At 74.8% G+C, this 26,140-nt stretch carries 19 protein-coding genes; 11 read left to right on the top strand and 8 right to left on the bottom strand.

Features of this window, described 5'->3' with window-relative positions; all coding sequences use genetic code 11:
• Positions 1 to 59: 59 nt before the first annotated feature.
• Both ACIQBJ_RS23200 and ACIQBJ_RS23195 read left to right on the top strand, forming a co-directional pair.
• Positions 60 to 1,241, top strand: a complete 1,182-nt coding sequence (locus ACIQBJ_RS23200; protein WP_400713716.1) for an LCP family protein — start codon at positions 60 to 62, stop codon at positions 1,239 to 1,241.
• Positions 1,242 to 1,343: 102 nt separating this feature from the next.
• Complete coding sequence (locus tag ACIQBJ_RS23195) at positions 1,344 to 2,507, top strand: acyl-CoA dehydrogenase family protein (protein ID WP_400713713.1); 1,164 nt, start codon at positions 1,344 to 1,346, stop codon at positions 2,505 to 2,507.
• Here ACIQBJ_RS23195 and ACIQBJ_RS23190 read toward each other — a convergent pair.
• Positions 2,504 to 2,965 (bottom strand): serine O-acetyltransferase, encoded by a 462-nt coding sequence (locus ACIQBJ_RS23190; RefSeq protein WP_400713710.1) that lies wholly within the window; start codon positions 2,963 to 2,965, stop codon positions 2,504 to 2,506. The genes ACIQBJ_RS23195 and ACIQBJ_RS23190 overlap by 4 nt on opposite strands.
• 106 nt (positions 2,966 to 3,071) lie before the next feature.
• Positions 3,072 to 4,019 carry an LCP family protein gene (locus ACIQBJ_RS23185; protein WP_400713706.1) on the bottom strand — a complete coding sequence of 316 codons (948 nt, stop codon included), beginning with the start codon at positions 4,017 to 4,019 and terminating at the stop codon, positions 3,072 to 3,074.
• A 687-nt stretch (positions 4,020 to 4,706) separates the two neighbouring features.
• Between ACIQBJ_RS23185 and ssuE the strand changes: the two genes are divergently transcribed.
• The 4 genes from ssuE to ACIQBJ_RS23165 all read left to right on the top strand — a co-directional run bounded on the left by ssuE (position 4,707) and on the right by ACIQBJ_RS23165 (position 10,991).
• Complete coding sequence (gene ssuE, locus ACIQBJ_RS23180) at positions 4,707 to 5,285, top strand: NADPH-dependent FMN reductase (protein ID WP_400713703.1); 579 nt, start codon at positions 4,707 to 4,709, stop codon at positions 5,283 to 5,285.
• Positions 5,286 to 5,595: 310 nt separating this feature from the next.
• A complete protein-coding gene (locus tag ACIQBJ_RS23175; RefSeq protein WP_400713700.1) occupies positions 5,596 to 6,381 on the top strand; it encodes an ABC transporter ATP-binding protein in 786 nt (261 codons plus the stop codon).
• 17 nt (positions 6,382 to 6,398) lie between these two features.
• Complete coding sequence (locus tag ACIQBJ_RS23170) at positions 6,399 to 8,960, top strand: ABC transporter permease (protein ID WP_400713697.1); 2,562 nt, start codon at positions 6,399 to 6,401, stop codon at positions 8,958 to 8,960.
• A 111-nt stretch (positions 8,961 to 9,071) separates the two neighbouring features.
• Complete coding sequence (locus tag ACIQBJ_RS23165; RefSeq protein ID WP_400713694.1) at positions 9,072 to 10,991, top strand: hypothetical protein; 1,920 nt, start codon at positions 9,072 to 9,074, stop codon at positions 10,989 to 10,991.
• A gap of 7 nt (positions 10,992 to 10,998) precedes the next feature.
• On the opposite strand, the gene ACIQBJ_RS23160 is transcribed toward ACIQBJ_RS23165, so the two are convergent.
• Positions 10,999 to 12,540, bottom strand: a complete 1,542-nt coding sequence (locus tag ACIQBJ_RS23160) for an LCP family protein (protein ID WP_400713691.1) — start codon at positions 12,538 to 12,540, stop codon at positions 10,999 to 11,001.
• A gap of 104 nt (positions 12,541 to 12,644) precedes the next feature.
• Here ACIQBJ_RS23160 and ACIQBJ_RS23155 point away from each other — a divergent pair, with 104 nt between their 5' ends.
• A complete protein-coding gene (locus tag ACIQBJ_RS23155) occupies positions 12,645 to 13,688 on the top strand; it encodes a glycosyltransferase family 2 protein (RefSeq protein ID WP_400713688.1) in 1,044 nt (347 codons plus the stop codon).
• A gap of 66 nt (positions 13,689 to 13,754) precedes the next feature.
• Positions 13,755 to 14,372: an acyltransferase gene (locus ACIQBJ_RS23150; RefSeq protein WP_400713683.1), complete on the top strand. Its 618-nt coding sequence runs from the start codon at positions 13,755 to 13,757 to the stop codon at positions 14,370 to 14,372.
• A gap of 3 nt (positions 14,373 to 14,375) precedes the next feature.
• Here the strand turns inward: ACIQBJ_RS23150 and ACIQBJ_RS23145 are convergent, their stop codons facing one another.
• Positions 14,376 to 16,022, bottom strand: a complete 1,647-nt coding sequence (locus ACIQBJ_RS23145; protein ID WP_400713680.1) for an LCP family protein — start codon at positions 16,020 to 16,022, stop codon at positions 14,376 to 14,378.
• 183 nt (positions 16,023 to 16,205) lie between these two features.
• Positions 16,206 to 16,994 carry a TIGR03089 family protein gene (locus tag ACIQBJ_RS23140; RefSeq protein ID WP_400713677.1) on the bottom strand — a complete coding sequence of 263 codons (789 nt, stop codon included), beginning with the start codon at positions 16,992 to 16,994 and terminating at the stop codon, positions 16,206 to 16,208.
• Positions 16,995 to 17,115: 121 nt separating this feature from the next.
• On the opposite strand from ACIQBJ_RS23140, the gene ACIQBJ_RS23135 reads away from it, so the two are divergent.
• Positions 17,116 to 18,030, top strand: coding sequence for a DNA-3-methyladenine glycosylase family protein (locus ACIQBJ_RS23135; RefSeq protein ID WP_400713675.1), 915 nt, complete (start codon positions 17,116 to 17,118; stop codon positions 18,028 to 18,030).
• Between the two features lie 209 nt (positions 18,031 to 18,239).
• Here ACIQBJ_RS23135 and ACIQBJ_RS23130 read toward each other — a convergent pair whose 3' ends face one another.
• The 3 genes from ACIQBJ_RS23130 to ACIQBJ_RS23120 are packed head-to-tail and all read right to left on the bottom strand — an operon-like array spanning position 18,240 to position 21,123.
• Entirely contained in the window at positions 18,240 to 19,541 is a 1,302-nt protein-coding gene (locus ACIQBJ_RS23130) for a coenzyme F420-0:L-glutamate ligase (protein WP_400713672.1), read from the bottom strand.
• The gene (cofD, locus tag ACIQBJ_RS23125; protein WP_400713669.1) at positions 19,538 to 20,509 is read right to left on the bottom strand and encodes a 2-phospho-L-lactate transferase; all 972 of its coding nucleotides are present in this window, start codon (positions 20,507 to 20,509) and stop codon (positions 19,538 to 19,540) included. The genes ACIQBJ_RS23130 and cofD overlap by 4 nt, the downstream gene beginning before the upstream one ends.
• Positions 20,510 to 20,529: 20 nt before the next feature.
• Entirely contained in the window at positions 20,530 to 21,123 is a 594-nt protein-coding gene (locus ACIQBJ_RS23120) for a cysteine dioxygenase (RefSeq protein WP_400713666.1), read from the bottom strand.
• Positions 21,124 to 21,801: 678 nt separating this feature from the next.
• Here ACIQBJ_RS23120 and ACIQBJ_RS23115 point away from each other — a divergent pair.
• Both ACIQBJ_RS23115 and ACIQBJ_RS23110 read left to right on the top strand, forming a co-directional pair.
• Entirely contained in the window at positions 21,802 to 22,074 is a 273-nt protein-coding gene (locus tag ACIQBJ_RS23115) for a WhiB family transcriptional regulator (RefSeq protein ID WP_033255587.1), read from the top strand.
• A gap of 196 nt (positions 22,075 to 22,270) precedes the next feature.
• Entirely contained in the window at positions 22,271 to 26,140 is a 3,870-nt protein-coding gene (locus ACIQBJ_RS23110; protein WP_400713662.1) for a glycosyltransferase, read from the top strand.

Here is a 26,140-nt window from a genome sequence, read left to right as displayed (position 1 = left end):
GATGCGCCGATTTCACGGTTTTCGCTCGAAGCTCCGTACGAAAGGTTCACAATGCGCGCATGACCCCGCGGGAGTGGGCCGACGAGGCCGACGAGGACTCCGGTCCGCTGAGCATCTTCGATCACGACGAGAGCAACGGGAGCGACCGGCCCGACGGGAGCGACGGCGGCACCGGCCCGGACGGCGGGCAGCGCGCCGCCGCCGCCCCCAACCGCCGCCGGCGCGGCCGCCGCCTGCTGCTGTGGACGCTCGGGGTGCTGCTCCTGCTGGCCGGCGGCGCCCTCGGCGCGGTGGCGTGGACGGCCGAGCACTACGCCTCCTCGGTGGCGCGCATCCCGAACGCTTTCCCGAGCCTCCCGGCCTCCGAGCAGCCCGCGGCCGTCCCGCACAGCGGCCAGACCTTCCTGCTGGTCGGCCTGGACGCCCGCTCCGACCAGCCGACCACCGGCAAGGACGCCAAGGCCCCGGCCTGGCAGGTCGGCGCGCAGCGCAGCGACACCATGATGCTGATGCACATCTCGGCGGACCGGAAGTCGGTCTCGCTGGTCTCGATCCCGCGCGACACCTGGGTGCCCGTCCCCGGCCACGGCAGCGCGAAGATCAACGCCGCCTACTCCTGGGGCGGCCCCGCGCTGATGGTGCAGACCGTCCAGGACCTGACGAAGATCCGGATCGACCACGTCGCGGTGATCGACTGGAACGGCTTCCGCGCCCTCACCGACGCGGTCGGCGGCGTCGACATCACCATCCCGCGCACCATCGAGGCCAAGGGCGACGCCCGCGAGTGGCTGGCCGGCACCCACCACATGGACGGCGCCCAGGCCCTGCTGTACGTCCGGGAGCGGCACGGCCTGCCCAACGGCGACCTCGACCGCACCAAGCGCCAGCAGAACTTCCTGCGCTCGCTGATGCTGCAGACCATGAACTCCGGCACGCTCTCCAGCCCGTCGAAGCTGACCGGGCTGCTCGGCACCATCGGCGACGTCGCCAGCGTCGACGACCGGCTCAGCAACTCCGACCTCTACGACCTGGCCTGGAGCCTGCGCGCGGTCCGCCCCGACGGCGTCCACTTCATGAACGCCCCGTTCGGCGGCTTCGACACCGTCGACGGCCAGTCGGTGGTCCTGATGGACAACGGCGCGGCCGGCGTGCTCTGGGACGCCATGCGCACCGACCGGATGGACGACTACCTGGCCCAGCACCGCACCAGTGCCGACACCCTCGGCACCGACGTGAACTGACGTGAACCGACGCACCACCTGTTGTCGGGGTCACCTGCCGCGCCGGACCCCACCGACCGTAGGATGACCACTACTTAACGGTAACTAACCGAGGGGCAAGCGATGGCGGCCAACTCCGGCGCGGACTTCGACCTGTATCGGATCGGCGAGGAGCACGAGATGCTCCGGGAGTCGGTGCGTTCGTTGGCGGAGGCGAAGATCGCCCCGTTCGCGGCGGCGGTCGACGAGGAGGGGCGTTTTCCGCAGGAGGCGCTGGACGCGTTGCGGGCGGCGGACCTGCACGCGGTGCACGTGCCGGAGGAGTACGGGGGTGCGGGGGCGGACGCGCTGGCGACGGTGCTGGTGATCGAGGAGGTGGCGCGGGTGTGCGCGTCGTCGTCGCTGATCCCGGCGGTGAACAAGCTGGGGTCGCTGCCGGTGCAGCTGGCGGGTTCGGAGGAGTTGAAGGCGAAGTACCTGGGGGCGCTGGCGCGGGGCGAGGGGATGTTCTCGTACTGCCTCTCGGAGCCGGAGGCGGGCTCGGACGCGGCGGGGATGCGGACCCGGGCGGTGCGCGACGGCGACTTCTGGGTCCTGGACGGCGTGAAGCGGTGGATCACCAACGCGGGCGTCTCGGAGTACTACACGGTGATGGCCGTGACCGACCCGGAGAAGCGGTCGAAGGGCATCTCGGCGTTCGTGGTGGAGAAGGGCGACGAGGGCGTCTCCTTCGGCGCGCCGGAGAAGAAGCTCGGCATCAAGGGCTCCCCGACCCGCGAGGTGTACTTCGACGGCGTGCGGATCCCGGCGGAGCGGATGATCGGCGCCGAGGGCACCGGCTTCGCCACCGCCATGCGCACCCTGGACCACACCCGGGTCACCATCGCCGCCCAGGCCCTGGGCATCGCCCAGGGCGCACTGGACTACGCCAAGGGCTACGTCAAGGAGCGCCGGCAGTTCGGGAAGCCGATCGCCGACTTCCAGGGCGTCCAGTTCATGCTCGCCGACATGGCCATGAAGCTGGAGGCCGCCCGCCAGCTCACCTACGCCGCCGCCGCCAAGTCCCAGCGCGGCGACAACGACCTCACCTTCTTCGGCGCCGCGGCCAAGTGCTACGCCTCGGACGCGGCGATGGAGATCACGGTCGACGCGGTGCAGCTGCTGGGCGGGTACGGGTACACGCGGGACTACCCGGTGGAGCGGATGATGCGGGACGCGAAGATCACCCAGATCTACGAGGGCACCAACCAGGTCCAGCGCATCGTCATGGCCCGCAACCTCCCCTAGCCGGCACCCCGCCCCACCGCCGTCCCGGCCCGTACGCCCACCCGGCGGGCCGGGACACCGGCCCAGATCTCGCCGGGCCCGGTGGAGCGGGTCAGGACGGCGTTGGCGCCGACCACGGTGCCGGCGCCGACGGTGAGGACGCCGCTCTTGCAGACGATCTTCGCCCCGGCGCAGACCACCACGCCGTCCTCCAGCACCACCCGGCGCATCGCGGACGACTCCTGCGGCACCCACGGGTCGGCCCGGCCGATCGTCACGCCGTTGTACAGCGTCACGTTCGCGCCGAGGGTGGTGTACGGGTGCAGGACGGTGCCGAAGCCGCGGTGGAAGACCGTCAGGCCGGGACCGATCTCGGCCGCCGCCGGCACCTCCATCCCGTAGAGCGCCAGCGCCTCCTGGGCGAGGCGGCCGAACAGCCGGCTCCGGCGCCGGTAGACCAGGGAAGTCACCAGGGACATAAGGGCATTCTGCCCTCGAACAATCTGACGACGCGTCAGCGACGCGCGCCGGGGCGGGGTTCCGCCGCCCGGACGGCGGACCGCGGAACCCCGCCCCGGCGGGCGGTCACTTGCTGTCGGGCACCGCGGTGTCGTTCTTCAGCGCGTCGAACACAGCCTTCGACTTCGCCGGGTCCCACTTCACCGCGGACTCGCCGGTCGAGGTCCGGTAGTCCGGGTTCCCGATCGGCACCGTCATGGTCTTCCCGGCGCCGCCGGTCACGCCCTTCATCGCCAGGAACATCGACCCCAGGTCGGTCAGGCCCGCGTCGTCGTCCACGATCAGGGTGTCCAGCCCGGCCGAGGCCAGCGGGTAGAAGGTGAACGGGTTCAGCAGGTTCGCGGGCGAGGCCGCCTGCGCGGCCAGCGCGCCGAGGAACTTCTGCTGGTTGCGCATCCGGCCCAGGTCCTGGTCGGCCATCTGGTGCCGCTGGCGGACGAAGGCCAGCGACTGCTTGCCGGTCAGGGTCTGCTTGCCGGCCTGCAGGTCCAAGCCGGAGTCCTTGTCCTTGACCGGCTGGTCGATGGTCATCTCGACCCCGCCGACCGCGTCGACCAGGCCGACGAAACCGGCGAAGCCGATCTCCGCGTAGTGGTCGATCCGCAGGCCCATGTTGGTCTCCACGGTCTGCACCAGCAGCCTGCCGCCGCCGGCCGCGAAGGCCGCGTTGATCTTCCGGGTGGCGGCCGGGACGGTCTTGCCGTTGCCCGAGGAGTCCGGGTGGGCCGGGATCTGCACCCAGGAGTCGCGCGGGATCGACATCAGGGTGTTCCCGTTGTCGCCGATGTGCAGGATCATCATCGAGTCGCTGCGCTTGCCCTCGGCCGAGCCGGTGTGCAGGTCGTGCTCGTCCGCGTCGGTCAGGCCCTGCCGGCTGTCCGAGCCGACGATCAGCCAGTTGGTGCCCTTGCCGGCCGCCGGGCGGCCCTGGTAGTCGGCCAGCACGTTCTCGTGGTGCAGCTTGCCGTCCGCCCAGAAGTAGGTGCCGACCAGGGTGGCCAGCAGCGCCAGCACCAGGCCGAGCGCCGAGTAGCCGACGATCTTCTTGCGCGAGCGCCGCGGCCGGGCCGGCGCCGCCGGTCCCCCCGCGCCGGGGCCCTGACCGGGGCCCTGCCCCGGGCCCTGGCCGGGGACGCCCGGGGCGCCGCCGGGACCGCCGGGGTTGCCGCCCCGGTACGGGCCGCCGCCCGGGGCGCCGCCGTACCCCTCCTGCCGCGGGTGGGCCGGGCGGGAGGCCGGGGCGCCCGGGCCCCGGGGGTTCAGCGACGGGGGCAGCGGCGGCTCCGCGCCCGCCCCGCCCTGGCCGCGTGCCGCATCGCCCTGCCCGTATGAGCCGCCCCCCGGGCGCTCCTGCCACGTGTTCATGGGGGAAGGATGCCCGAACGGGCCGCCGCGCAGTGGTCCGGGAGCCCCCGCCGGGCTCCTTGTGGCCGTTTTGATGCAGGGTGCGGACCGTTCGCGGCACTGTTCACCAGCCGGGCACGGCCTTGACCCGCCGAAACCGGGCGTGTTTGCATGGCCGCATGGAGCAGCGCCAGGTCCTCACCCGTCGGCGGCACGTCGACCACGGTCGGGTGTCCTGCTCGCTGTGTCGCGGCTGACGCCCTCGCCGCGCACGCACCCGGCGGGCCCGCGCCCCCGCCCCGCTTCCCCTTTCCCCGGCCGCGCCACGTCCGCCGCCGCATGCCCCGAGGTGACTCCATGGCCGTGATCCTGTCCGTCTCCGGTTCCCCCTCCGCGACCTCCCGCACCACCCGCCTGCTGCGCCACGTCGACAGCCGGCTCACCGCCCACGGGCACCGGGTGCACGCGCTGGACGCCCGCACCCTGCCCGCCGGGCCGCTGCTCGCCGCCGACACCTCGGACCCCGGGATAGCCCGCGCCGTCGAGCTGTTCGAACGGGCCGACGGCGTGGTGATCGGCACCCCGGTCTACAAGGCCGCCTACTCGGGCCTGCTGAAGACCCTGCTCGACCTGCTGCCGCAGTACGCGCTGCGCGGCAAGACGGTGCTGCCGCTGGCCACCGGCGGCTCCACCGCGCACGTGCTGGCGGTGGACTACGCGCTGCGCCCGGTGCTGACCTCGATGGGCGCCCGGCACGTCACCCAGGGCTGGTTCGTGCTGGACCGGCACATCGGGCTGGGCGAGGACGGCCGCACCGAACTGGAGCGCGAGACCGAGGTGCTGCTGACCCCGGTGGTGGACGCCTTCTCCGCCGCGCTGGACACCGGGCCGGACGCCGCGCTCGTCCCCGGGGCCGCGCTGGCGGCGGCCGGCTGACGCGCCGCCCGGCACCGGCCGACCGTTCGTCGGCCGACGGTTCCCGCCCGGGGCCCGGACCCTCAGACCGCACCGCGGTCACCCCTAGGGGAGAGGGCCCGGGCCCCGGAGCTTTCCTCGGTGCCCGCTTGCTACCGATGGAGGACGACGGCTCCAGCGGCCGCTCCTACGGTGGAGCCATACCCCCAGCACCACCGTGGACGGTGGTGCTGGCCCTACCTCGAAGACGGATGCCTGCCGGATTCCGCGAGGGGGGCCGCGGCCGGAAGGCTGGGGGCAACGGGTGGACACCACGACGAGGAGAATTTCCGTGACCACGGCAGCGAGCGCCGCTCACCTCACACACCTTCCGGAGCCGGGCGAGGCCGCCGCCCGCGCCCGGCTGGTCACCAAGGCGTACGGCTCCGGGGAGACCCGGGTCACGGCGCTCGACGCGGTCGACGTCGACATCCGGCGCGGCCGGTTCACCGCGATCATGGGCCCGTCGGGCTCCGGCAAGTCGACCCTGATGCACTGCCTCGCCGGGCTGGACGCGGTCTCCGAGGGCCGGATCTGGATCGGCGACACCGAGATCACCGGCCTGAAGGACAAGCAGCTCACCAAGCTCCGCCGGGACAAGATCGGCTTCATCTTCCAGGCGTTCAACCTGCTCCCCACCCTGAACGCGCTGGAGAACATCACCCTGCCGATGGACATCGCGGGCCGCCGGCCCGACCAGGCCTGGCTCCAGCAGGTGATCGACACCGTCGGCCTGTCCGACCGGCTCAAGCACCGCCCCGGCCAGCTCTCCGGCGGCCAGCAGCAGCGCGTCGCGGTGGCCCGCGCACTGGCCTCCCGCCCCGAGATCATCTTCGGCGACGAGCCCACCGGCAACCTCGACTCCCGCTCCGGCGCCGAGGTGCTCGGCTTCCTGCGCCGCTCGGTCGACGAACTCGGCCAGACCATCGTCATGGTGACGCACGATCCGGTCGCCGCCGGCCACGCGGACCGGGTGCTGTTCCTCGCCGACGGCTCCATCGTCGACGAGATGCACAACCCCACCGCCGATTCCGTCCTCACCCGCATGCGCCGTTTCGACGGCAAGCGCACCAGCTGATCCGGAGTCAGGACGCCATGCTGCTCAAGACCTCGCTGCGGAGCTTCCTCGCCCACAAGTGGCGCCTGGTGCTCTCCCTGCTCGCCGTGGTGCTCTCGGTCGCCTTCGTGGCCGGCACCCTGGTCTTCTACAACACCGCCACCAGCACCTTCGACCGCCTGTTCGCCGCCACCGCCTCGGACGTCGCGGTCCAGAAGGCGGACGACCCGATGGCCCGGCGCGGCGGCCCCGGCGCCGTCCCGACCATCCCGGTCCAGACGCAGGCCCGGATCGCCGCCGAGCCCGGCGTCAAGGCCGCGCTGGGCTCGATCATGGTCCCCACCGCCGTCCTGGTCGACCCGGCCAGCAACAAGGTGGTCGGCCCGACCAGCGGCGCCCCCACCCTGACGGCCAACTGGACGGACACCCCGCGCACCTCGGTCGACGTCACCTCCGGCCACGTCCCGCAGGGCCCCGACCAGATCGTGCTGGACGCCGACACCGCCAAGAAGTCCGGCCTCGGCCTGGGCTCCCGGCTCCGGGTCATCACCGACAGCGGGGACCACGACTTCACCATCGCCGGCATCGCCACCTTCCGGACCACCAACCCGGGCGCGGCCCTCGCCTTCCTCGACACCGCCACCGCCCAGCGCGTCCTGCTCGGCACCGAGGCGTACACCTCCGTCGAGGTGTTCGGCGACGGCACCCGCAGCAACGACCAGCTGAAGGCCGCCGCCCTCGCCGACCTCGGCAGCGGCTACCAGGCCAAGACCGCCGAGGAGCAGAAGAAGGAGAACTCGGAGGGCATCGGCTCCTTCCTCGACTTCATGAAGTACGCGATGCTCGGCTTCGCCGTGCTCGCGGCCGGGGTCGGCGGCTTCCTGATCGTCAACACCTTCTCCATGCTGGTCACCCAGCGGACCAGGGAGATCGGCCTGCTGCGCGCCATCGGCGGCAGCCGCTCCCAGGTCAACCGCTCGGTGCTGACGGAGGGCCTGATCCTCGGCGTCCTCGGCTCCACCCTGGGCATCGGCGCCGGCCTCGGCCTCGCGGTCGGCCTGATCCAGCTGATGAAGGCCGTCGGGATGAACCTGGACGCCTCCTCGCTGGACATCACCTGGACGGTCCCGGTGGTCTCCTACGCGGTCGGCATCCTGGTCACGCTGTTCGCCGCCTTCATCCCGGCCCGCCGCGCCTCCCGGATCACCCCGATGGCCGCCCTGCTGGACCACGCGGCCCCGCCGGAGCCCCGGGCCAACCGGATCAGGATCGTGTTCGGCGGCCTGGTCACGCTGCTCGGCGCCGGCGCCCTGGTGCTCGCCGCGCGCTCCACCGGCGCCACCGGCGGCCTGCTGATCGGCCTGGGCGTGCTCGCCACCCTGGTCGGCGCGGTGGTCCTCGGCCCGCTGCTCGCCGCCGGGCTGGTCCGGCTGCTCGGCGGCCTGCTGCCCGCGCTGTTCGGCCCGGCCGGCCGGCTCGCCCAGCGGAACGTGATGCGCAACCCGCGGCGCACCGGCTCCACCGCCGCCGCCCTGATGATCGGCCTGGCCGTGGTCATCGGCGCCTCCGTGGTCACCTCCTCGATGGTCACCTCCGCCACCGCGCAGATCGACAAGTCCGTCGGCGCCGACTACATCGTGGCGGGCGGCCGCACCGGCCTCACCCCGGCGATGACCGACGCGGTCCGCACCACCAAGGGCATCGACCACATCACCCGGCAGAAGTCGGTCGCCGCCGACCTCACCACCCCCGACGGCGTCCGCACCGAGACCGAACTGGTCGCCGCCGACCCGAGCTTCACCCGGGACTTCCGCCTGCCGGTCGCCTCCGGCGCCGCCGAGGCCGTCTTCGCCGGCACCGGCGTCTCGGTCGACCAGAAGTTCGCCGACGCGCACCACCTGAAGGTCGGCGACCCGATCGCCGTCGCCTACGACAAGGGCCGCACCCAGACCCTCACGGTCGCCGCCGTCCTGAAGACCGGCAACGAGCTGTTCGACGGGAACTTCTTCACCGGCCTCGGCACCGTCTCCACCGCGCTGAACGGCGAACTGCCCGGCGACTCCGCGGTGTTCGCCGGGGCGGCGGCCGGCGCCGACAAGGCCGCCGTCCTCGCCGACCTGCAGAAGTCGCTGGCCGCCTACCCGCAGCTGACGGTCAAGGACCAGGCCGGCTACAAGGACATGATCAAGTCCCAGGTCGACCAGCTGCTGTACATGGTCTACGGCCTGCTCGGCCTGACGATCGTGGTCGCCGTCCTCGGCGTGGTCAACACGCTGGCCCTGTCGGTGATCGAGCGGACCAGGGAGATCGGCCTGCTGCGCGCCATCGGCCTGTCCCGCCGCCAACTGCGCCGCATCGTCCGGCTCGAATCCGTGGTCATCGCCCTGTTCGGCGCCGTCCTCGGCACCGCGCTCGGCCTGTCCTGGGGCGTCACCGCCCGGTACGTCCTCTCCGACCAGGGCCTGACCGCCCTGACGATCCCCACCGGCACGATCACCTCCGTCCTGGTCGGGTCCGTCCTGATCGGCCTGATCGCCGCCCTCGTCCCGGCCTTCCGGGCCGCCCGGATGAACATCCTGGCCGCCATCGCCACCGACTGATCCACCGACTGATCCACTGGCCGACCGCCCGGCGGCGGCCCCGGGGGTGCATGGTTCTCCGTGCACCCCCGGTCGGCGTTCCGCCGCCGCCGGCCTGGGAGAATCGCCCGCATGGCCCCGCTCCCGCCGCCCCCGCTGCCCGCCGCCCCCGCGCTCACGCTGGCCGCCGCCGACCAGTGGCGCTCGGCCCGGGTGTGGCGGCGGCTGGAGAGTCGCTGGCTGGCGCTGCTGCCGGTGCTGACCGTCGTCCTGGCGGGCGCGGCCGACGAACTCCCGGCCGCCTGCGACCGCCTGAACGCCTGCGCGGTGCCGTACGGCGAGGGCCTCGCCCAGGCGCTGCTGCTGGCCGAACTGCTGGTGCTGCTGGTCCGCCCGCGCGGCAGCTTCGCGGTACCGGCCCTGGTGGGCCCCGCGCTCTGGCTCCTGCCCGACGCCCTGCCCGGCACCGCGGTGCGGACGGCCGCGCTGCTGGCCCACCTGGCGGTGGCGGCGGCGCTGTACCGGGTCGCGACCGGCCGGCGCCGGGCCCGGGCCCAACTCGCCTCCCTGATGGGCCCGCCGGTGCCCTACCCGTGGACGCTGCTCGGCGGCGAGGAGCCGAACCCCCGCCCCGCCCCGCCCCGGCTCCGCCGACTGCTGGCCGCCCTGCTCGGCACCGGCGCCCTGCTGCTCGCGGCCTCCGGCTGGTGGACGGCCGCCGAGCAGGACGCCCGGGCGCAGACCGCCGACGAGGTCCGGGCCACCGTGCGGGCGGTCCGCGACGACGGCGCCCGGATCACCGTCGACTACCAACTCCCTTCCAGCACCCGGACGTTCAGTACCGACATCGAGGTCTGGTGGGACTGGGAGCCGAAGACCGGCGACACCCTGGCCCTGCTGGCCGACGGCACCGGCTGGCACCGGGTCGCGGGGGAGACCTACGACCCCGCCCCGTGGTGGAGCTGCGCCGCCCTGGCCGGGGCCGCCGCCGCCCTGCTGCTCGGCTCCGCGCACCGCACCGACCGGGCCCGGCACGCCCCGGCCGACGGCGCGCCGGCGCTCCGGGTCCGGGTCCGGCCGGAACCCGGCGGCCCGGCCGTGCTGCCGGTCGACGGCGGGGACGGCGAACCCGCGCTCTGGCGGCTGGTCCGCCCCGGCCAGGAGGCGCACTTCGCCCCCGCCGACGAGGACGGCCCGGCCGAGTGGCTGCCCGACGACCCGCCCCCCGCCGGGCCGGAGCCGGCCGCCGCCACGCCCGCCGAGGCCGCCGCCCGGCTGGCCGGGGCGACCCGCCCGGTCGAGGCGCTGCTCTACCACGGCCCGGACGGCCCCTACCGGCAGCTGCTGGTGCACCGCCTCCCCGAGGACCCGGAGAGCTGGCGGGCGGTCGGCACCGCCGCCCACCCGGCACCGCCCCGGTCGCGGGCCGCCACCGGCCTGCACGAGGACACCCTGGCGGTGCCCGCAGCCGCCGCCCCGCTGCTGGCGGAGGACCTGGCCGACCCGGACGCGCTCCCCGAACCGGCCCGGGTGCACGGCCCGCCCGCCGCGCTCCGGCTGGCGGCTGCCCCGGTCGGCGCCGTCGTGACGGCCGTCGCGGTGACCGCGCTGGACGACGGCGGGTTCCTGGACGGCCTGGCCCGCCCGCTGGTGGTCGGCCTGCCGTTCCTGCTGGCGGTGATCGGCGCCTGCGGCTGGCAGCTCGCGGTCGACCGGGACGGCGTCGCCGTCAGCGGCGCCCTGCTGCGCCGCCGCCTGCCCTGGGCGCAGGTGACGGCGGCGGCGGTCCACCGCGGCCGGTTCACCGTGCAGGCCGCCGACGCCCGGCAGATCGGCTTCGGCTCCTGGCCGGCCGAACGGCTGCACCGCCACTTCGGCGGCGACTACGACCCCCGGCACGCCGCCCGCACCATCACCCTGCTCGCGCACGCCCCGGAGCGCCGCCCCACCGCCCCGCTCCCGGCCGACGCGGTGGGCCGGGCCCTCCCGCTCAACCGGCTCGCCGTCGCCGGATACCTGGCCTGGACGCTCGGCCACTGGTACTTCGGCTGACGGCCCGTCAGGACGCGCCGCAGGCGAACGCGCTGCCGCTCTCCGCGCCCGCCACCGCCGCGGGCTCCGACCTGGCGGCGGCGGGCGCGGCGGCGGCGGGCGCGGCGGCGGGCGCGGGGGCAGCGGTCGCCGCACCGTCGGCCGGGCCCCGGTACTCGCTGCCCGCGACCACCTGGAAGGTCGGGCCGAGACCGGCCACCGCGACCTGCTCGGCCTCCGGCAGCGCCGCGGCCAGGGTCTTCAGCGACTCGTCCCAGCGCGGGTCGTAGCGGATCACCGTACGGGCCGCCGCGCCGCCGCCGGGCGCGTTGGCGGGGGTGCCGGTGGTGGCGAAACCGGCCTTGCGCAGCTCCGCGTCGACCCGGAAGCCCAGCCCCTGCACGCCCGCGCCGTTCAGCACCTGCACCCGCACCTCGCCCGGAGGAATCGTTCCGGCAGCGGGTGCCGCCCCGGCCGGGACGGCACCCGGGGCGGGCGACCCGGGCGCCGCCGCCGCGGCACCCGTCAGCGGCCGCCCGGCCAGGACCGCCTCGAACAGCGCCTGCGCGCCCTTCTCGTCCCAGAGCACCGTGGAACCCCAGCCCGGCACCTGGTGGTCGACGGTGGACAGCGGCACGGTGGCGAAGTCCGCGTTCGAGGCCGACAGGTCCTTCAGGCTGCTCGCGAACTGCAGCAGTTCGGCGTTGCCCAGCCCCTTGTCGACCTTCACCGAGCGCAGCACGGTGTCCATCACCCCGCCGAGCCGCGCCGGGTTCAGCAGCGTGCCGCCGGAGGACGCCTGGTGCAGCAGCTGGGCCAGGAACTTCTGCTGCCGGTGCATCCGCCCCAGGTCGGAGGAGCCGTCCACGTGCCGGGCCCGGACGTAGCGCAGCGCCCCGGCGCCGTCCAGCCGCGTCGTCCCGGCGGGCAGGTCGAGCCCCGAATAGTCGTCCTTGAGCGGCTTGGGGGTGCACACCTCGACGCCGCCCAGGGCGTCCACGGTGGAGACGAAGCCGAGGAAGTTCACCTCGACGTAGTGGTCGATCCGCAGCCCGGTGTTCTGCTCGACGGTGCGCACGGTCAGCGGCGCGCCGCCCATCCCGTAGGCGGCGTTGATCTTGCCCTTGCCGGCCGCGACCTGCTTGCCGGTGGCCGGGTCCTGGTGGGCGGGGATGTCCACGTACGAGTCGCGCGGGACGGAGACCACGGTGGCCCGGCCGCGGTCGGCCGAGAGCTGCACGATCATCATGGTGTCGGTGCAGTGGCAGGACTCGCCGCCCGCGTGCAGGACGTCCTTCAGGGTGGACTCCGGGATGCCCTCGCGGTCGTCGGTGCCGACCACCAGGAAGGTCTGCGCCCCGTCGTCGGCGGGCCGGTCGGAGCCGCCGCCGATCGCGTCCACCCGGTCCAGCGAGGAGCCGACGCCGTTCAGCACCGCCCAGCCGCCGCAGGAGGTGGCCAGCACGGAGAAGGAGAGGGTGCCCGCCGCCCACCGGCCCCAGCGCCGGCGGTGCGGCCGCCGCGGCCGATCGGTTGCGGACAGGCGTTCGGGCGGGCGCTGGTGGGACATCTTTCGGATGGTAGGCGGGCCGGCCGCGAGCGCCCCGGCGGCACGCCGGGCACGGGCGGACCCCGTCTGACAGGGGCGGGTGCGCGCCGGTACGCTCGGGCACGATGAACACCAAGGCTGCTGAGGAGCTGCCGGCGGTCTCCGTGATCATGCCGGTGCTCGACGAGGAACGTCACCTGCGGACCGCCGTCCACCACATCCTGGGCCAGGAGTACGGCGGCGAACTGGAGGTGGTGATCGCGCTGGGCCCGTCCACCGACCGGACCGACGAGATCGCCGCCGAACTGGTCGCCGAGGACCCCCGGGTGCGCACCGTGCCGAACCCCACCGGGCGCACCCCGGCGGGCCTGAACGCGGCGATCCGGGCCAGCCGGCACCCCGTGGTGGTGCGGGTCGACGGCCACGGGCTGCTGACGCCCGGCTACATCGCCACCGCCGTCCGGCTGCTCGACGAGATGGACGCCGCCAACGTCGGCGGCATCATGCACGCCGAGGGCGAGACCGAGTGGGAGCGGGCCGTCGCCGCCGCGATGACCTCGAAGATCGGCGTCGGCAACGCCGCCTTCCACACCGGCGGCCTGGCCGCCCCCGCCGACACCGTCTACCTCGGGGTGTTCCGCCGCGAGGTGCTGGAGCGGCAGGGCGGCTACAACGAGGAGTTCGTCCGGGCCCAGGACTGGGAGCTGAACTACCGCATCCGGCAGGAGGGCGGCCTGATCTGGTTCACCCCCCAGCTGAAGGTCACCTACCGGCCCCGGCCGTCGGTGCGCGCCCTGGCCAAGCAGTACAAGGACTACGGCCGCTGGCGCCGGGTGGTCACCCGCTACCACCGCGGCTCGGTCAACCTGCGCTACCTGGCCCCGCCGGCCGCGCTGCTCGGCGTGGCGGTCGGCGCGGTGCTCGGCGCGGCCGTGCACCCGGCGTTCCTGGTGCTGCCCGGCGGCTACGCCGCGGCGATCGTCGGCGGCGGCCTGTGGGAGGGCCGCGGCCTGTCCGCGAAGGCCCGGGCGCAGCTCCCGCTGGCCCTCGCCACCATGCACCTGAGCTGGGGCTTCGGCTTCCTCACCTCGCCGCGCAAGCTGGCCCGGAAGGTGATCGCCTCCACCCCGCCCGCCCCGATCGACCCGGCCGCCGTCCGCGGCGCCTGACGGCCCGTCGGCGGCGGTCCCCGGAACGCCGGACGGCGCCCGCCCGCCCGCGCTAGGGTCGGCGCCATGACCAGCGCCCCCCGCATCGAGGCCACCGCCGACGTCGACCCGCGGGCCGTGATCGGCCCGGGCAGCACCGTCTGGCACCTCGCCCAGGTCCGCGAGGACGCCGAGATCGGCGCCGACTGCATCGTCGGCCGCGGCGCGTACGTCGGCCCGGGGGTGAAGCTCGGCGACCGGGTGAAGCTGCAGAACCACGCCCTGGTGTACGAGCCCGCGGTGCTGGAGGACGGCGTCTTCGTCGGCCCGGCGGCGGTCCTCACCAACGACCTGTACCCGCGCTCGGTCGACCCGGACGGCAAGCTCAAGCGCGGCGACGACTGGCACGCCCGCGGGGTGACGCTCCGTCGGGGCTGCTCGGTCGGCGGCCGGGCGGTGCTGGTCGCCGGGGTGACGGTCGGCCGCTGGGCCCTGGTCGCGGCCGGCGCCGTGGTGCACCGGGACGTCCCCGACTTCGCCCTGGTGGTCGGCGTCCCGGCCCGCCGGATCAAGTGGGTCGGCCGGGCCGGCGAGCCGCTGGAACCGACCGCCGAGGGCCGCTGGCGCTGCCCGCGCACCGGCGAGACGTACACCGAGACCGGCCCGGACACCCTGCTCCCCGACACCGAACTGCCGCCCGCGTAGGCGCTACTTCGCCTTGGCGGCGCAGACGTTGGTGTCGTCGGCCTGGACCCGCTGGAGGTCCTTCGGGGCCTCGGTCGGCACCGCCGAGGGGGCGGCGGGCGCGGCGGTGAAGTCCTTGCCGAGTATCACCACGACGCCGTCCTTGGCGCCCAGCCTCGCGTTCTCCTGGACGGCCGAGGCCGGGAGCCCGAGCGCCGCGGCCACCGCCTGCGCCTTCTCCTGCTGCCCCGTCGGGTAGCCGACGGAGGTGGCGGCGGCCGGGTCGGCGTTGCTGCCCGCGACGGCCAGCGCGAAGCCCCGGCCCTGCAGCGCGGTGGCGGCCCTGGTGGCCTGCCCGGGGGCCCCGCTGCCGTTGCGGACCGTCACCTTGACCCCCTTCGCGTCGACCTGCGGCGCGGCGGGGCTGCTCGGGGCCGCCTCGGGAGCGGCGGCCGCGGGCTGGTCGACCTGGGTCAGCGAGCGGTCCGCGGCGATCATCGCGAACACCTGCTGGGCGTCGTTCGGCTTGAGCGCCAGCCGGTTCTTGTCGGCCGGGTCGTCGATCACCGGCACCGTGGTGAAGGTGATGTTCTTGGTGTCGACCTGGGAGATGTCGAGCGCCAGGTCCTTCAGCTTGTTGACGTCGTCGATGCCGTCGTCGACGGTCAGCGCCTTGGTCGCGGCGTCCGCCAGGTTCCACAGCTTGGTCGGACTGGTCAGGGTGTCGCTGCTCTTCATCTTCCGGATCATCGAGCTGATGAACTGCTGCTGCAGCGGGATCCGGGTCAGGTCGCCGCCCAGGCCGACCGCGTGCCTGGTCCGGACGAAGGCCAGCGCCTCCTCGCCCTGCACCACGTGCCGGCCCGCCGCCATCTTCAGGTGCGAGTACGGGTCGTCGATGTTCGTCGACGCGCACACCTCGACCCCGCCGACGGCCGTCGACAGCGTCTTCACCGCCTCGAAGTTGACCATCATGAAGTGGTTGATCCGGACGCCGGTCAGCTTCTCGACGGTCTTCCAGGTGCAGCCGGGGTCGCGGCCGTCCTGCCCGAGGCTGGTGTTGAACATCGCCCGGGCCTCGCCGGGGATCTTCTTGGCGCCGCTCTGGCAGTCCGGGATCTGCACCATCAGGTCGCGCGGGATCGACAGCACCGTCGCGTTGCTGCGGTCCTTGGAGATGTGGAACAGCAGCGTGGTGTCCGCGTGCCCGGTCGAGCCCTCGTCGCCGTACTCGCGGCCCAGGCCGACCCGGCTGTCGGTGCCGATCACCAGGATGTTCAGCGCGTCGGTGGCCTGCGGGCGCTCCGACTCGTCGCCGACCTGGACCTTCACCGAGGAGATGTTCCGGTTGAAGTGCTGGTACGCGTAGAACGCGCCGCCGCAGCCCGCGACCAGGACCAGGCCCAGCGCGCCCGCCGTCCACTTCAGCGTCCGCCGCCCCCGGCCCGCCCGGCTCCGGCGGCGGGCCGCCCGGCCGCCCGGCACCGCGCTCGCGCCCCGCGCCCGGGCACGCCCGGTGCCGCGGGACGGCTCGGGGGAGTGCCAGGTGCCCGCGTCCAGGTCGAGTCGGAACTCCCCGGTCTCCGGATCGAGCACCCACTGGTCCGCGGGGTCGACGGCCGACCGGATCGAGTTCCCCGAGTCGCCCCGGCTGCGCTGTCCGCTGTTCATCCCGGCCACCCTAGACGAGCCGCCCGGTCGAACCCGCAGCCCTGTGACTCCTGTCACCCCGGCGGAAGATGAGAAAACGGCGGTGGCGGACACCCTCCGGCCGGTCGGACCGGTCGGCGTCCGCCACCGCCGCACTCCACTGCCATCACCCCCAGGACTACCCGCCGCGGGGGTGCCGACGCGTCACCCGAGACGCAGAGTCACCCGTTCGGAGTCGATCCGCTTCTGCCACTGATCCTCCGTCAACTGCCCGGAGTTGCGGCACAGCACCACCGAGGCGCCGACCGACAGCGGCGCCAGCAGCCCCGCCTCCAGCCCCGCCCAGTCGTCGTACGACAGCGTGGACAGGACCCGGCTCCCGCTGTCCAGGCCCAGCCGGGCCGCGCCCTCCCGGGCCAGCGCCACCGTCTGCTCGCCCGTCAGCTTCAGCGCCAGGCCGTCCACCGAGGTCTCCAGCGCCACCGCCTGCGGGTCCACCGGCGAGTACGGGGCGAACCGGTCGCCCTGCCCCGGCACCTCGGCCGCGTAGTCCAGGAACCCCTCCGGCCGCTGCGGGAACCGGCCGCCCAGCGGGCGCAGCGCCAGCGCCACCCGCTCGCCCGGGCACTCCTGCGCCGCCGCCAGCCCGTCCGGGCCCGACACCACCAGCTCCGCGCCGCCCGGCTCGCCGCCCGGCACCGCGACCACGCCCACCGACCAGCAGGCGAGCAGCCACACCGCGCTCTGCCAGTGGGCCGGCAGCAGCAGCGCCGCCCGGTCGTCGGGGGACGCGTTCAACTCGTCCTGCAGCAGGTTGGCCGTCTTCGCCACCCAGTTGTCGAAGGTCTTCGCCGACAGCTCCACCCGTTCCCCGGTGGAGTCGTCGTAGAAGGTCACCAGAGGGCGGGACGGGTCGGCATCGGCCCCGGCGCGCAGGTAGGCCTGCAGCAGCTCGGCGGGGGTGCGGGCGTCGGCAGCGAAAGGCGCAGTCATGGTGCACCCCAGCCTACGGCCTGCCCCCGCCCGGACGGGAGGGTGCCCGGCCCGTCGGAACGCCGCGCCGCGCTACCCTCGCAGACACCCTTGCCGACCGCCCCGCCACCGAGGACCGCCGATGCCAGAACGGACCCGACACTGGCGGCCCGGCTACCCCCTCGACCTCGCCCGCACCCTCTTCCCGCTCCAGCACGGAGCCGGCGACCCCACCTTCCGGCGCACCCCCGACGGCACCGTCTGGCGCGCCTCCCGGACCCCCGACGGGCCCGGCACCCTGCGGATCACCGCCCGCCCCGGCGAGGTCGAGGCCACCGCCTGGGGCCCCGGCGGGAGTTGGCTGCTCGACCAGCTCCCCGCGCTGCTCGGCGCGCACGACGACCCCGACGGCCTGGTCCTCCCGCCCGGCCCGCTGCGCGAGGCCCAACGCGCCTGCGCCGGACTCCGGTTGACCCGCACCGGCCTGGTGATGGACTCCCTGCTCCCGGCCGTCCTGGAGCAGAAGGTCACCACCGGCGAGGCCCGCGCCGCCTGGCGCACCCTGCTGCACGCCTACGGCGCCCCCGCGCCCGGCCCCGCCGCCGAACTCGGCCTCCGGGTCGTCCCCACCGCCCGCGACTGGTCCCTCGTCCCCAGCTGGGCCTGGCACCGGGCCGGCGTCGACCCCAAGCGCTCCGCCACGATCGCCCGCGCCGTCCGGCTCGCCGCCCGCCTCGAAGAAGCCTCCGCGATGCCCCCGGCCGACGCCTTCACCCGCCTCACCACCGTCCCCGGCATCGGCGTCTGGACCGCCGCGGAGACCCTCCAGCGCAGCAACGGCGACGCCGACGCGGTCTCGGTCGGCGACTACCACCTCCCGCACACCGTCGGCTGGGCCCTGGCCGGCCGCCCCCGCAGCGACGACGCCCAGATGCTCGCCCTCCTGGAGCCCTACCGCCCCCACCGCCACCGCCTCTGCCGCCTCCTCCCCGCCACGGGCGCCCGCCCCCCGAAGTACGGGCCCCGCCTGGCCCCGAACGACCACCGGGGACATTAGGACTCGGGGAGCGCGACTCCCTCCCGGGCCCGCGGGGCTTCGCGGGAGCGAAGCTCCCTTCCGGGCCCGCTGGGAGCGAAGCTCCAGGGGCCCGGGGAACGGCGGTGCCGAGTGGCGGGTGTCCGACGGGCCGCGAAGCGCCGACCCCGTTTCGGGCCGAAGGTCCTCGGCCGACGCCCCGGGCCCCCGGTTTCTCCCCTAGAGCACCTTCAGAGCACCTTCAGGAAGGCGTCCGCAGACCGGGGCCGACGCTCCTTCGGGTCCTCCGCCGCCCTGCCGACGGCGATCGCGCCCATCGGGTCCCAGTCCGCGGGGAGGTCGAGGACGGCGCGGACGGTGTCGCGGCAGAACATCGTCGAGGACACCCACGCGGAGCCGTAGCCCTCGCCGGTGAGGGTGACCAGCAGGTTCTGCACGGCGGCCCCGACCGCGACCGTGAACATCTCCCGCTCGGCCCCGGCGCGCCGGTCGTCGGGGTAGGCGTGGGAGCCGTCCATGACCAGGCAGGGCACCACCAAGTACGGCGCGCCGCGCAGCACTTCGCCGCGGGCGGTGCGCCGGGCGATCCGCTCCCCGGTCCAGCCGTCGAGTTCGCGCAGGTCGCGCCGCCAGGCGTCGAGCATGGCGTCCAGCAGCCGGGTGCGGACCTCCGCGGATTCGAGCAGGACGAACCGCCAGGGGGTGGTGCCGTGGGGCGCGGGCGCGGTGACGGCGGCGGCCACCGCGCGGCGGACGGCGCCGCCGTCGACCGGCTCGTCGGTGAAGGCCCGGACGGTGCGCCGGAGCGTGACGGCCTCGCGGACGGCCTCGGAGGTGCCGAGCCGGAACATGTCGTTCGCGGCGGAGCGGACCAGCGGCCGGACGCCCTCCCCGTCCTCGGTGGTGACCAGCTGCGGCAGGCCGCGGACGACCGCGACGGGAGTGCCGGTGGCCTTGCCCTTCACCAGGTCGGCGGCGGCGGCGAGTTCGTCGGCGGTGGCGGTGACGGTGAGCCGCAGCTCGTTGCCGTGGCTGTCGACGCGCCCGCGGTGGTCGTCCAGCACGGGGAGGCCGGCGGCGCCGATCGCGACGTCGGTCAGGCCGGTGCGCCAGGGCCGGCCGAAGGTGTCGGTGATCAGCACGGCGAGCCGGCGGCCGGTCAGTTCGCGGAGCCGGGCGCGCAGTCGGCGGGCCGAGGCGTCGGGGTCGACCGGCAGCAGCAGGACCGTGCCGGGGGCGGTGTTGGAGGCGTCGACGCCGGCGGCGGCCATCACCAGGCCGTTGCGGTTCTCGACGATCCGGGCCCGGCCGCGGCGGGCCACCACCCGGACGGTCTCGGCGTCGATCGCAGCCTCCCGGTCGTCCGCGTGGACCAGGCGGCCCTCGGCCTTGGAGACCACCTTGGAGGTGACCACCAGGATGTCGCCGTCCTCGAACTCCCCGGCCTTGGCGATCAGTTCGGCGAGGTCGTCGCCCGCCGCGACCTCCGGCAGGCCGCGGACGGGCAGCACCCGGAGCCCGTCGGCGGTCACCCGGCCACCTCGGCCGCCAGTTCCATCGCGGCCCGGGCCATGGCGGCGGCGGCGTCGACCGAGGTCATCAGCAGCGGGACGGCCCGGCAGGCGATCCCGGCGGCCTCGACCCCGGCGACCGCGTCGGCGTCGGCGGTGTCGACCAGCCAGCCGTCCAGCAGCCCGCCGTCGCGGCGGGAGCCGTAGTGCCGGGCCACCGCGGCGGCGGAGGTCTCCACCCCGACGGCGGCCAGCACCCGGTCGGCCATGCCGCGCACCGGCGCGCCGCCGACGATGGGGGAGAGGCCGACGACCGGGGCGGGGGCGGCGGCGACCGCCTCCCGGACACCGGGGACGGCGAGGACGGTGCCGATCGAGACCACCGGGTTCGACGGCGGCAGCAGCACCAGGTCGGCGCCGGCGATCGCCTCCAGCACGCCGGGCGCGGGCTTCGCGGTGTCGGCGCCGACCGGCACGATCGCCTCGGCGTCGACGGCCGCGTGCAGCCGCACCCAGTACTCCTGGAAGTGCACCACCCGGGGCCCGTCGGCGTCGGTGATCCGGACGTGGGTCTCGACCCGGTCGTCGGTCATCGGCAGCAGCCGGACGCCGGGTTGCCAGCGGTCGCAGAGCGCCTCGGTGACGGCGGACAGCGGGTACCCGGCGGCCAGCATCTGCGTGCGGACGATGTGGGTGGCGAAGTCGCGGTCGCCGAGCCCGAACCACTCGGGCCCGACCCCGTACGCCTTCATCTCCTCCTTGACCGACCAGGTCTCGTCGGTCCGGCCCCAGCCCTGCTCCTCGTTGATGCCCCCGCCCAGGGTGTACATCACGGTGTCCAGGTCGGGGCAGACCTTCAGCCCGTACAGGTGGATGTCGTCGCCGGTGTTCCCGATCACGGTGATCTCGTCCCCGGGGGAGACCGCCGCCCGCAGCCCGCGCAGGAACCTGGCCCCGCCGATCCCGCCTGCCAACGCAGTGATTCGCATGGCCTCATCCTGCCAGCGCGTCAGTGCACCTCGTGACGGGCGGCGTCCGGCACGGCCGGGTACTGGTTCATCTCGACCAGGCCCGGGGTGTAGAGGTGGATCGAGACGGCGGGCTCCAGCGCGGCGTTGACCATCTCGTGCAGGTAGCCGGGGGAGAACACCCGCAGGCCGCCCGGCGCCAGGGCGCGCGAGCCCTCGCCGCCCGCCGTCAGCGAACGCTCGGTCAGCTCGCCCTCCAGGACCGTCATCACGCCGGAGGCGCGGCCGTGGTCGTGGAAGCCGCTGGACTGGCCGGGCAGCCAGCTGAGCAGCCAGACCTCGTAGCCGGGGCCGGTCTCCAGCCGGGCGTACCAGCGGGTCAGCGCGTCGTAGCGGACCAGCGGCTCCCAGCGGGCCCGGTCGGCGGCGATCTCCCGGACCAGCCGGGCGTAGCCGGCCACCGTGGTCGGGTGCGCGGGCAGGTCGGTGCGGGCCAGGTGCGGGAAGGCCGTCGGGTCCCCGGCGATGGAGACGTCGCTCAGGCCGTCCGTCCAGCGCGGGCCGGCGGCGGGGAGGAGGGCGGGGAGGAAGCGCTTGCGGTCGCGGTTGCGCTTGCGGAGGCGGGGCATTCGCACGGTCGTGACGTCCTCGGGTTCGGCTGCGAGTGGGATCAGCCGGAACCGCGGGGCGTTCAGGGGGGACTGTCGCGCGGCTCGGCCTCTGTTCCGGGGCGGCGCGCGGTGGGACGCGGGCGCCTAGATACAGCGGAGACAGCGGCGACAACACGAGGAGTTCACGGCAGCACCGGGGGACGCCTGGCGGCGTCGGTCGGCGAAGCGGGCCGGGAACTCTGACATAGGGGCTAGCAGACCGCAACCGACCCTCCAGTGTCAAGGCGCACGGACGGACATTCGGGTCACATCACCCGGGAACCACCGGATGGGGTGATAAGCGCCCATTAAGGTTTCGACCCCAAGATCGCCGGGAAGGGAGGCCGTGGGATCGCCCCGGACCGTTCCGGTCGGGAGCGGCAGGGCGGCCTGACGGCAGGTCAGGAACCGGTCGGGAGCCGGCCGGGAGTCGGTCGGGGGTCGACCGGGAGCCGGTGGGCAGTCGGGTGGCGTGTCCTGGTTGTCCGAATATGTACACTATTCGTAGTGGCTTGGTTCCGGGGAGTGAATCCTTGGCCCAATACCAGAGCCCGGCTTGACTGGGCCAGAGTGACGCAACTGTAATTTCCCTCGTGTCGTTCCGCCGCACCGGCAACGGCAACACCACGGGGACGCCAAGAGGGGCAGAGGAGGCGCGCCAGTATGAGCGAGCTCTTTGAGCTGTTGATCGGTGAGGGCATCGAGGAAGAAGAAGAGGAACTCGGCTGGCAGGAGCGCGCCCTGTGCGCCCAGACCGACCCCGAGTCCTTCTTCCCCGAGAAGGGCGGATCGACCCGGGAGGCCAAGAAGGTCTGCCTGGCGTGCGAGGTCCGCGCCGAGTGCCTGGAGTACGCCCTCGCCAACGACGAGCGGTTCGGCATCTGGGGCGGCCTCTCCGAGCGCGAGCGCCGCCGCCTGAAGAAGAGCGCGGTCTGAACCCCGCACCACCCGAGCTGTAGCCGGCGCCTCACCGCACAGGTGGGGCGCTTTCGCGTGCCCGGACGCCCCGGGGCCCGGACGCGATACCCGTCGCACGGTCCCTTCACACGCACCCGGGACAACCGCGCCACCCGGAGCCGTTAGTGTGGTGCGTCATCTGCCGTCAAACCCGAACCGGTGGTCCGCGCACCCGATGACTGTCTACAGCCACCAGAGCGGCTTCTCCGCTGCCAGGCCGCCCGCCTACCCGCGCCACTTGGTCACCGCGGTGGTCGTCTCGCACGACGGCGCCCGCTGGCTGCCGCAGGCGCTCGCCGGACTGCTCGGCCAGGACCGGCAGGTCCAGCGGATCCTCGCGGTCGACACCGGTTCCACCGACAACTCCCCGCAGCTGCTCGCCGACACCCTCGGCGACTGGCTCCCCGACAGCGGCCCGCAGATCCTCGGCCGCCGGGTCGGCTTCGGCCGCGCCGTCGGCGAAGCCGTCTTCAACAGCCCCCCGCTGCGCCCCGAGGACCTCCCCTACAGCCTCGACCCGTCCGGCTACGACCCGGTCACCGGCGGCTGGGACGACTTCGGCGACCCGCTCGGCACCGAGGACGAACTCGGCCGCGGCGGACCGCGCGAGACCCGGCCGGTCGAATGGCTCTGGCTGCTGCACGACGACTGCGAACCGCAGACCGACGCCCTGCGCCGGCTCCTCCAGGTCGCCGACTCCACCCCCACCGCCGCCGTCGTCGGCCCCAAGCTCCGCTCCTGGTACGACCGCCGCCAACTGCTGGAGGTCGGCGTCACCATCGCCCGCTCCGGCCGCCGCTGGACCGGACTCGACCGCCGCGAGCAGGACCAGGGCCAGCACGACCAGGTCCGCCCCGTCCTCGCCGTCTCCACCGCCGGCATGCTGGTCCGCCGCGACGTGTTCGAGGAACTCGGCGGATTCGACAAGGCGTTGCCGCTGATGCGGGACGACACCGACTTCTGCTGGCGGGTCAACGCGGCCGGCCACCGCGTCGTGGTCGCCCCCGACGCCGTGCTCCGGCACGCCGAGGCCGCCAGCCGCGAACGCCGCGCCATCGACTGCGCCCCCGCCCACCCGCACCGGGTCGACAAGGCCGGCGCCGTCTACACCCTGCTCGCCAACTCCAAGGGCGCGCTGTTCCCGTACACCCTGCTCCGGCTGATCGTCGGCACCCTGCTCCGGGTGATCGTCAACCTGGTCGGCAAGGACCCCCGCCAGGCCTACGACGAGATCGCCGGCCTCGGCCACGAACTCCTGCGCCTGCCCCGGCTGATGGCCGCCCGCGCGCGCCGCCGCAAGACCCGCTCGGTCGACTCGCTGGACGACCGCACCCTGTTCCCCGTCCCCGGCGCCACCGCCCGCCTCGCCGTCGAGAACGTGGTCTCCTCGCTCGGCATCGGCGGTGCCGACGACACCGGCGGCCGGCACGGCACGGTCGAGTCCGGGCCCGGCGACGAGGACGCCGACGACCTGGTGGTCGAGCAGTTCGCGCTGCTCAAGAAACTGGTCCGGCGCCCCGCCCCGGTGCTGTTCGCCGCCCTGCTGCTGTTCGCGCTGATCGCCTGCCGCGACCTGATCGGCTCCGGCTACCTCCAGGGCGGCGCCCTGCTGCCCGCCGCCGACGGCGCCGCCGGCCTGTGGAACATGTACGCCGCGCCCTGGCACCCCGTCGGCACCGGCTCCACCGCCACCGCCCCGCCCTACCTGGCCGTCCTGTCGATCCTCTCCTGGCTCCTGTTCGACCACGCCGACCTGGCGCTCACCCTGCTGGTGGTGCTCTCCGTCCCGCTCGCCGCGGTCGGCGCCTACCTGGTCTCCCGGCCGCTGATCGCCTCCAAGCTGGTCCGCGCCTGGGCCAGCGCCACCTACGCGCTGCTGCCCGCCGCCACCGGCGCGCTCGCCCAGGGCCGGATCGGCACCGCCGTGCTCGCCGTCCTGCTGCCCCCGCTGGCCCGCGCCGCCGCGATCACCGCCGGCCTCGGCATCCGCACCGAGACCGCCGCCCGGGGCGCCCGCCCCGGCTGGCGCTCCGCCTGGATGACGGTGCTGCTGCTCACCCTCGGCACCGCCTTCGTCCCGCTCACCTGGGCCATCGCCGTCCCGCTCTGCCTCGCCGCGCTCGGCCACGCCGTGCTCCGCGGCGGCGCCTTCGGCAGCGGCGTCCAGGCGCTGCGGCTGCTCGGCCTGCGCGTCGCGGTCATCCTCGGCGTCCCCGTCCTGGTGCTCGCCCCCTGGTCGCTGCACGTCCTCGCGGACCCCTCCCGGCTGCTGCTGGAGGCCGGCGTGGCCGGCTTCAACGGCCCCGCCGCCGACCCGCTCGGCCTGATCCTGGTCAACCCCGGCGGCGCCGGCGTGCCCCCGGTCTGGCTCTCCGCCGGCGTGGTGCTCGCCGCCCTCGCCGCCCTGCTGCGCGCCGACCGCCGCCGCGCCGTGCTCGCCGCCTGGGGCGCCGCCTTCGCCGGCCTGGTCTTCTCGGTGATCGTCGCCGGCACCGCCGTCACCCCCGCCTCCGGCGGGCCCGACACCCCGGCCTGGGCCGGCCCCGCCAGCCTGCTGGCCGGCGTCGCCCTGCTCGCCGCCGCCGCGATCGGCGCCGACGGCGCCAACGCCCGGGTCTCCGGCATCGCCTTCGGCTGGCGCCAGCCCGTCGCCGCGCTGCTGGTCGCCTCCGCCGTGCTCGCCCCGCTCGGCACCGCCGCCTGGTGGGCGATCGGCGGCGCCGACGGCCCGCTGCACCGCGGCCCCGCCGCGCAGGTCCCGGCGTTCATCGCCGAGGCCGCCAACACCAGCGACCGCTCCCGCACCCTGATGGTCACCGGCGACGCCTCGGGCGACGCCGTCCGGTACACCCTGGTCCGCGGCCCCGGCCTGACCACCGGTCAGGCCGAGAGCACCGTGGACGCCGCCGCCGACGGCACCCTCGACCAGCTCACCGCCAAGCTGCTGGCCGGCTCCGGCGGCGACCTGGCCCGCACCCTGGCCGGCTACGGCGTCAGCTACGTCCAGGTCAAGGACCCGGTGATCGCCAAGGTCCGGGACGTCCTCGACACCACCCCCGGCGTCACCCGGCTCAGCCTCGACCACGGCGTCGGCCTCTGGCAGATCAGCAGCGCCCCCGGCACCCGGGCCACCGTGGTCAGCCCCGGCACCGTCCCGATCACCGTCCCGTCCGGCGCCCGCGACATCCGGGGCGACCTCCCGGCCGGTCCGGCCGGCCGCCAGCTGCGGCTCGCCGAACAGGCCGACCCCGCCTGGCAGGCCACCCTGGACGGCAAGCCGCTCACCCCCGTCACCCTGGACGGCTGGGCCCAGGGCTTCACCCTCCCCGCCGAGGGCGGCCGGCTCGACGTCACCCGCACCGGCAGCGCGCTGCACACCGGCTGGGTCTGGGGCCAGCTCCTGCTCGGCGTGGTCGTCCTGGTCCTCGCCCTGCCCGGCCGCCGCAACACCAACGACGACGACCTCCCCGAGGACGTGGCCGCCGCCCAGGCACTGGCCGCCGCCGCCCAGGCCCAGGCCCCCGCCCCCGGCAGCCGCCGGGCCCGCCGCCTCGCCGAACGCGGCGAGGGCGAGGGCGAGGACGCCGAACCCGGCGTCTACGCCCCCGGCGCCCCCGACCGGCCCGTCGGTGAACCCGAGCCCGCGGCCGACCACCTGCCCGAGCCCGAACCCTTCGCCGACCCGTACCAGGCCGACCCCTACCAGGCCGACCCGTACCGGACGGACACCTACCAGGCCGATCCGTACCAGGCCGACCCGTACCAGCAGCAGGGCTACCCGGCCGACGCCTACGGCTACGACCCCGCCCACCAGCAGCCCGTGGGCGCGCCCCAGCAGCAGTCCGACGGCTACGACCCGTACGGGCAGCAGCAGACCTACGGCTACGACGCCCAGCCCGCCCAGGGCTGGACCGACCCGTACGCCGACGGGCAGCCGGACGGCGGACAGCCCTGGCTGCCCGAACAGCAGCAGCCCACCACCTACTACGACCCCAACGACCCCTACGGCAGCCAGCATCCGCAGCGGCCCGGGACGGGGAGCTGA

Origin of the sequence: Kitasatospora sp. NPDC088391, assembly GCF_044753345.1 — a bacterium.
In the GTDB taxonomy this organism is placed as follows: domain Bacteria; phylum Actinomycetota; class Actinomycetes; order Streptomycetales; family Streptomycetaceae; genus Kitasatospora.
The sequence above is the reverse complement of the archived record's forward strand: the minus strand, read 5'-3'. Positions and strand labels throughout refer to the sequence as shown.

Coding starts and splice junctions, on each gene's coding strand:
- ACIQBJ_RS23200 (WP_400713716.1), top strand. CDS start 60: ATGACCCCGCGGGAGTGGGCCGACGAGGCCGACGAGGACTCCGGTCCG.
- ACIQBJ_RS23195 (WP_400713713.1), top strand. CDS start 1,344: ATGGCGGCCAACTCCGGCGCGGACTTCGACCTGTATCGGATCGGCGAG.
- ACIQBJ_RS23190 (WP_400713710.1), bottom strand. CDS start 2,965: ATGTCCCTGGTGACTTCCCTGGTCTACCGGCGCCGGAGCCGGCTGTTC.
- ssuE (WP_400713703.1), top strand. CDS start 4,707: ATGGCCGTGATCCTGTCCGTCTCCGGTTCCCCCTCCGCGACCTCCCGC.
- ACIQBJ_RS23170 (WP_400713697.1), top strand. CDS start 6,399: ATGCTGCTCAAGACCTCGCTGCGGAGCTTCCTCGCCCACAAGTGGCGC.
- ACIQBJ_RS23165 (WP_400713694.1), top strand. CDS start 9,072: ATGGCCCCGCTCCCGCCGCCCCCGCTGCCCGCCGCCCCCGCGCTCACG.
- ACIQBJ_RS23160 (WP_400713691.1), bottom strand. CDS start 12,540: ATGTCCCACCAGCGCCCGCCCGAACGCCTGTCCGCAACCGATCGGCCG.
- ACIQBJ_RS23155 (WP_400713688.1), top strand. CDS start 12,645: ATGAACACCAAGGCTGCTGAGGAGCTGCCGGCGGTCTCCGTGATCATG.
- ACIQBJ_RS23150 (WP_400713683.1), top strand. CDS start 13,755: ATGACCAGCGCCCCCCGCATCGAGGCCACCGCCGACGTCGACCCGCGG.
- ACIQBJ_RS23145 (WP_400713680.1), bottom strand. CDS start 16,022: ATGAACAGCGGACAGCGCAGCCGGGGCGACTCGGGGAACTCGATCCGG.
- ACIQBJ_RS23140 (WP_400713677.1), bottom strand. CDS start 16,994: ATGACTGCGCCTTTCGCTGCCGACGCCCGCACCCCCGCCGAGCTGCTG.
- ACIQBJ_RS23135 (WP_400713675.1), top strand. CDS start 17,116: ATGCCAGAACGGACCCGACACTGGCGGCCCGGCTACCCCCTCGACCTC.
- cofD (WP_400713669.1), bottom strand. CDS start 20,509: ATGCGAATCACTGCGTTGGCAGGCGGGATCGGCGGGGCCAGGTTCCTG.
- ACIQBJ_RS23115 (WP_033255587.1), top strand. CDS start 21,802: ATGAGCGAGCTCTTTGAGCTGTTGATCGGTGAGGGCATCGAGGAAGAA.
- ACIQBJ_RS23110 (WP_400713662.1), top strand. CDS start 22,271: ATGACTGTCTACAGCCACCAGAGCGGCTTCTCCGCTGCCAGGCCGCCC.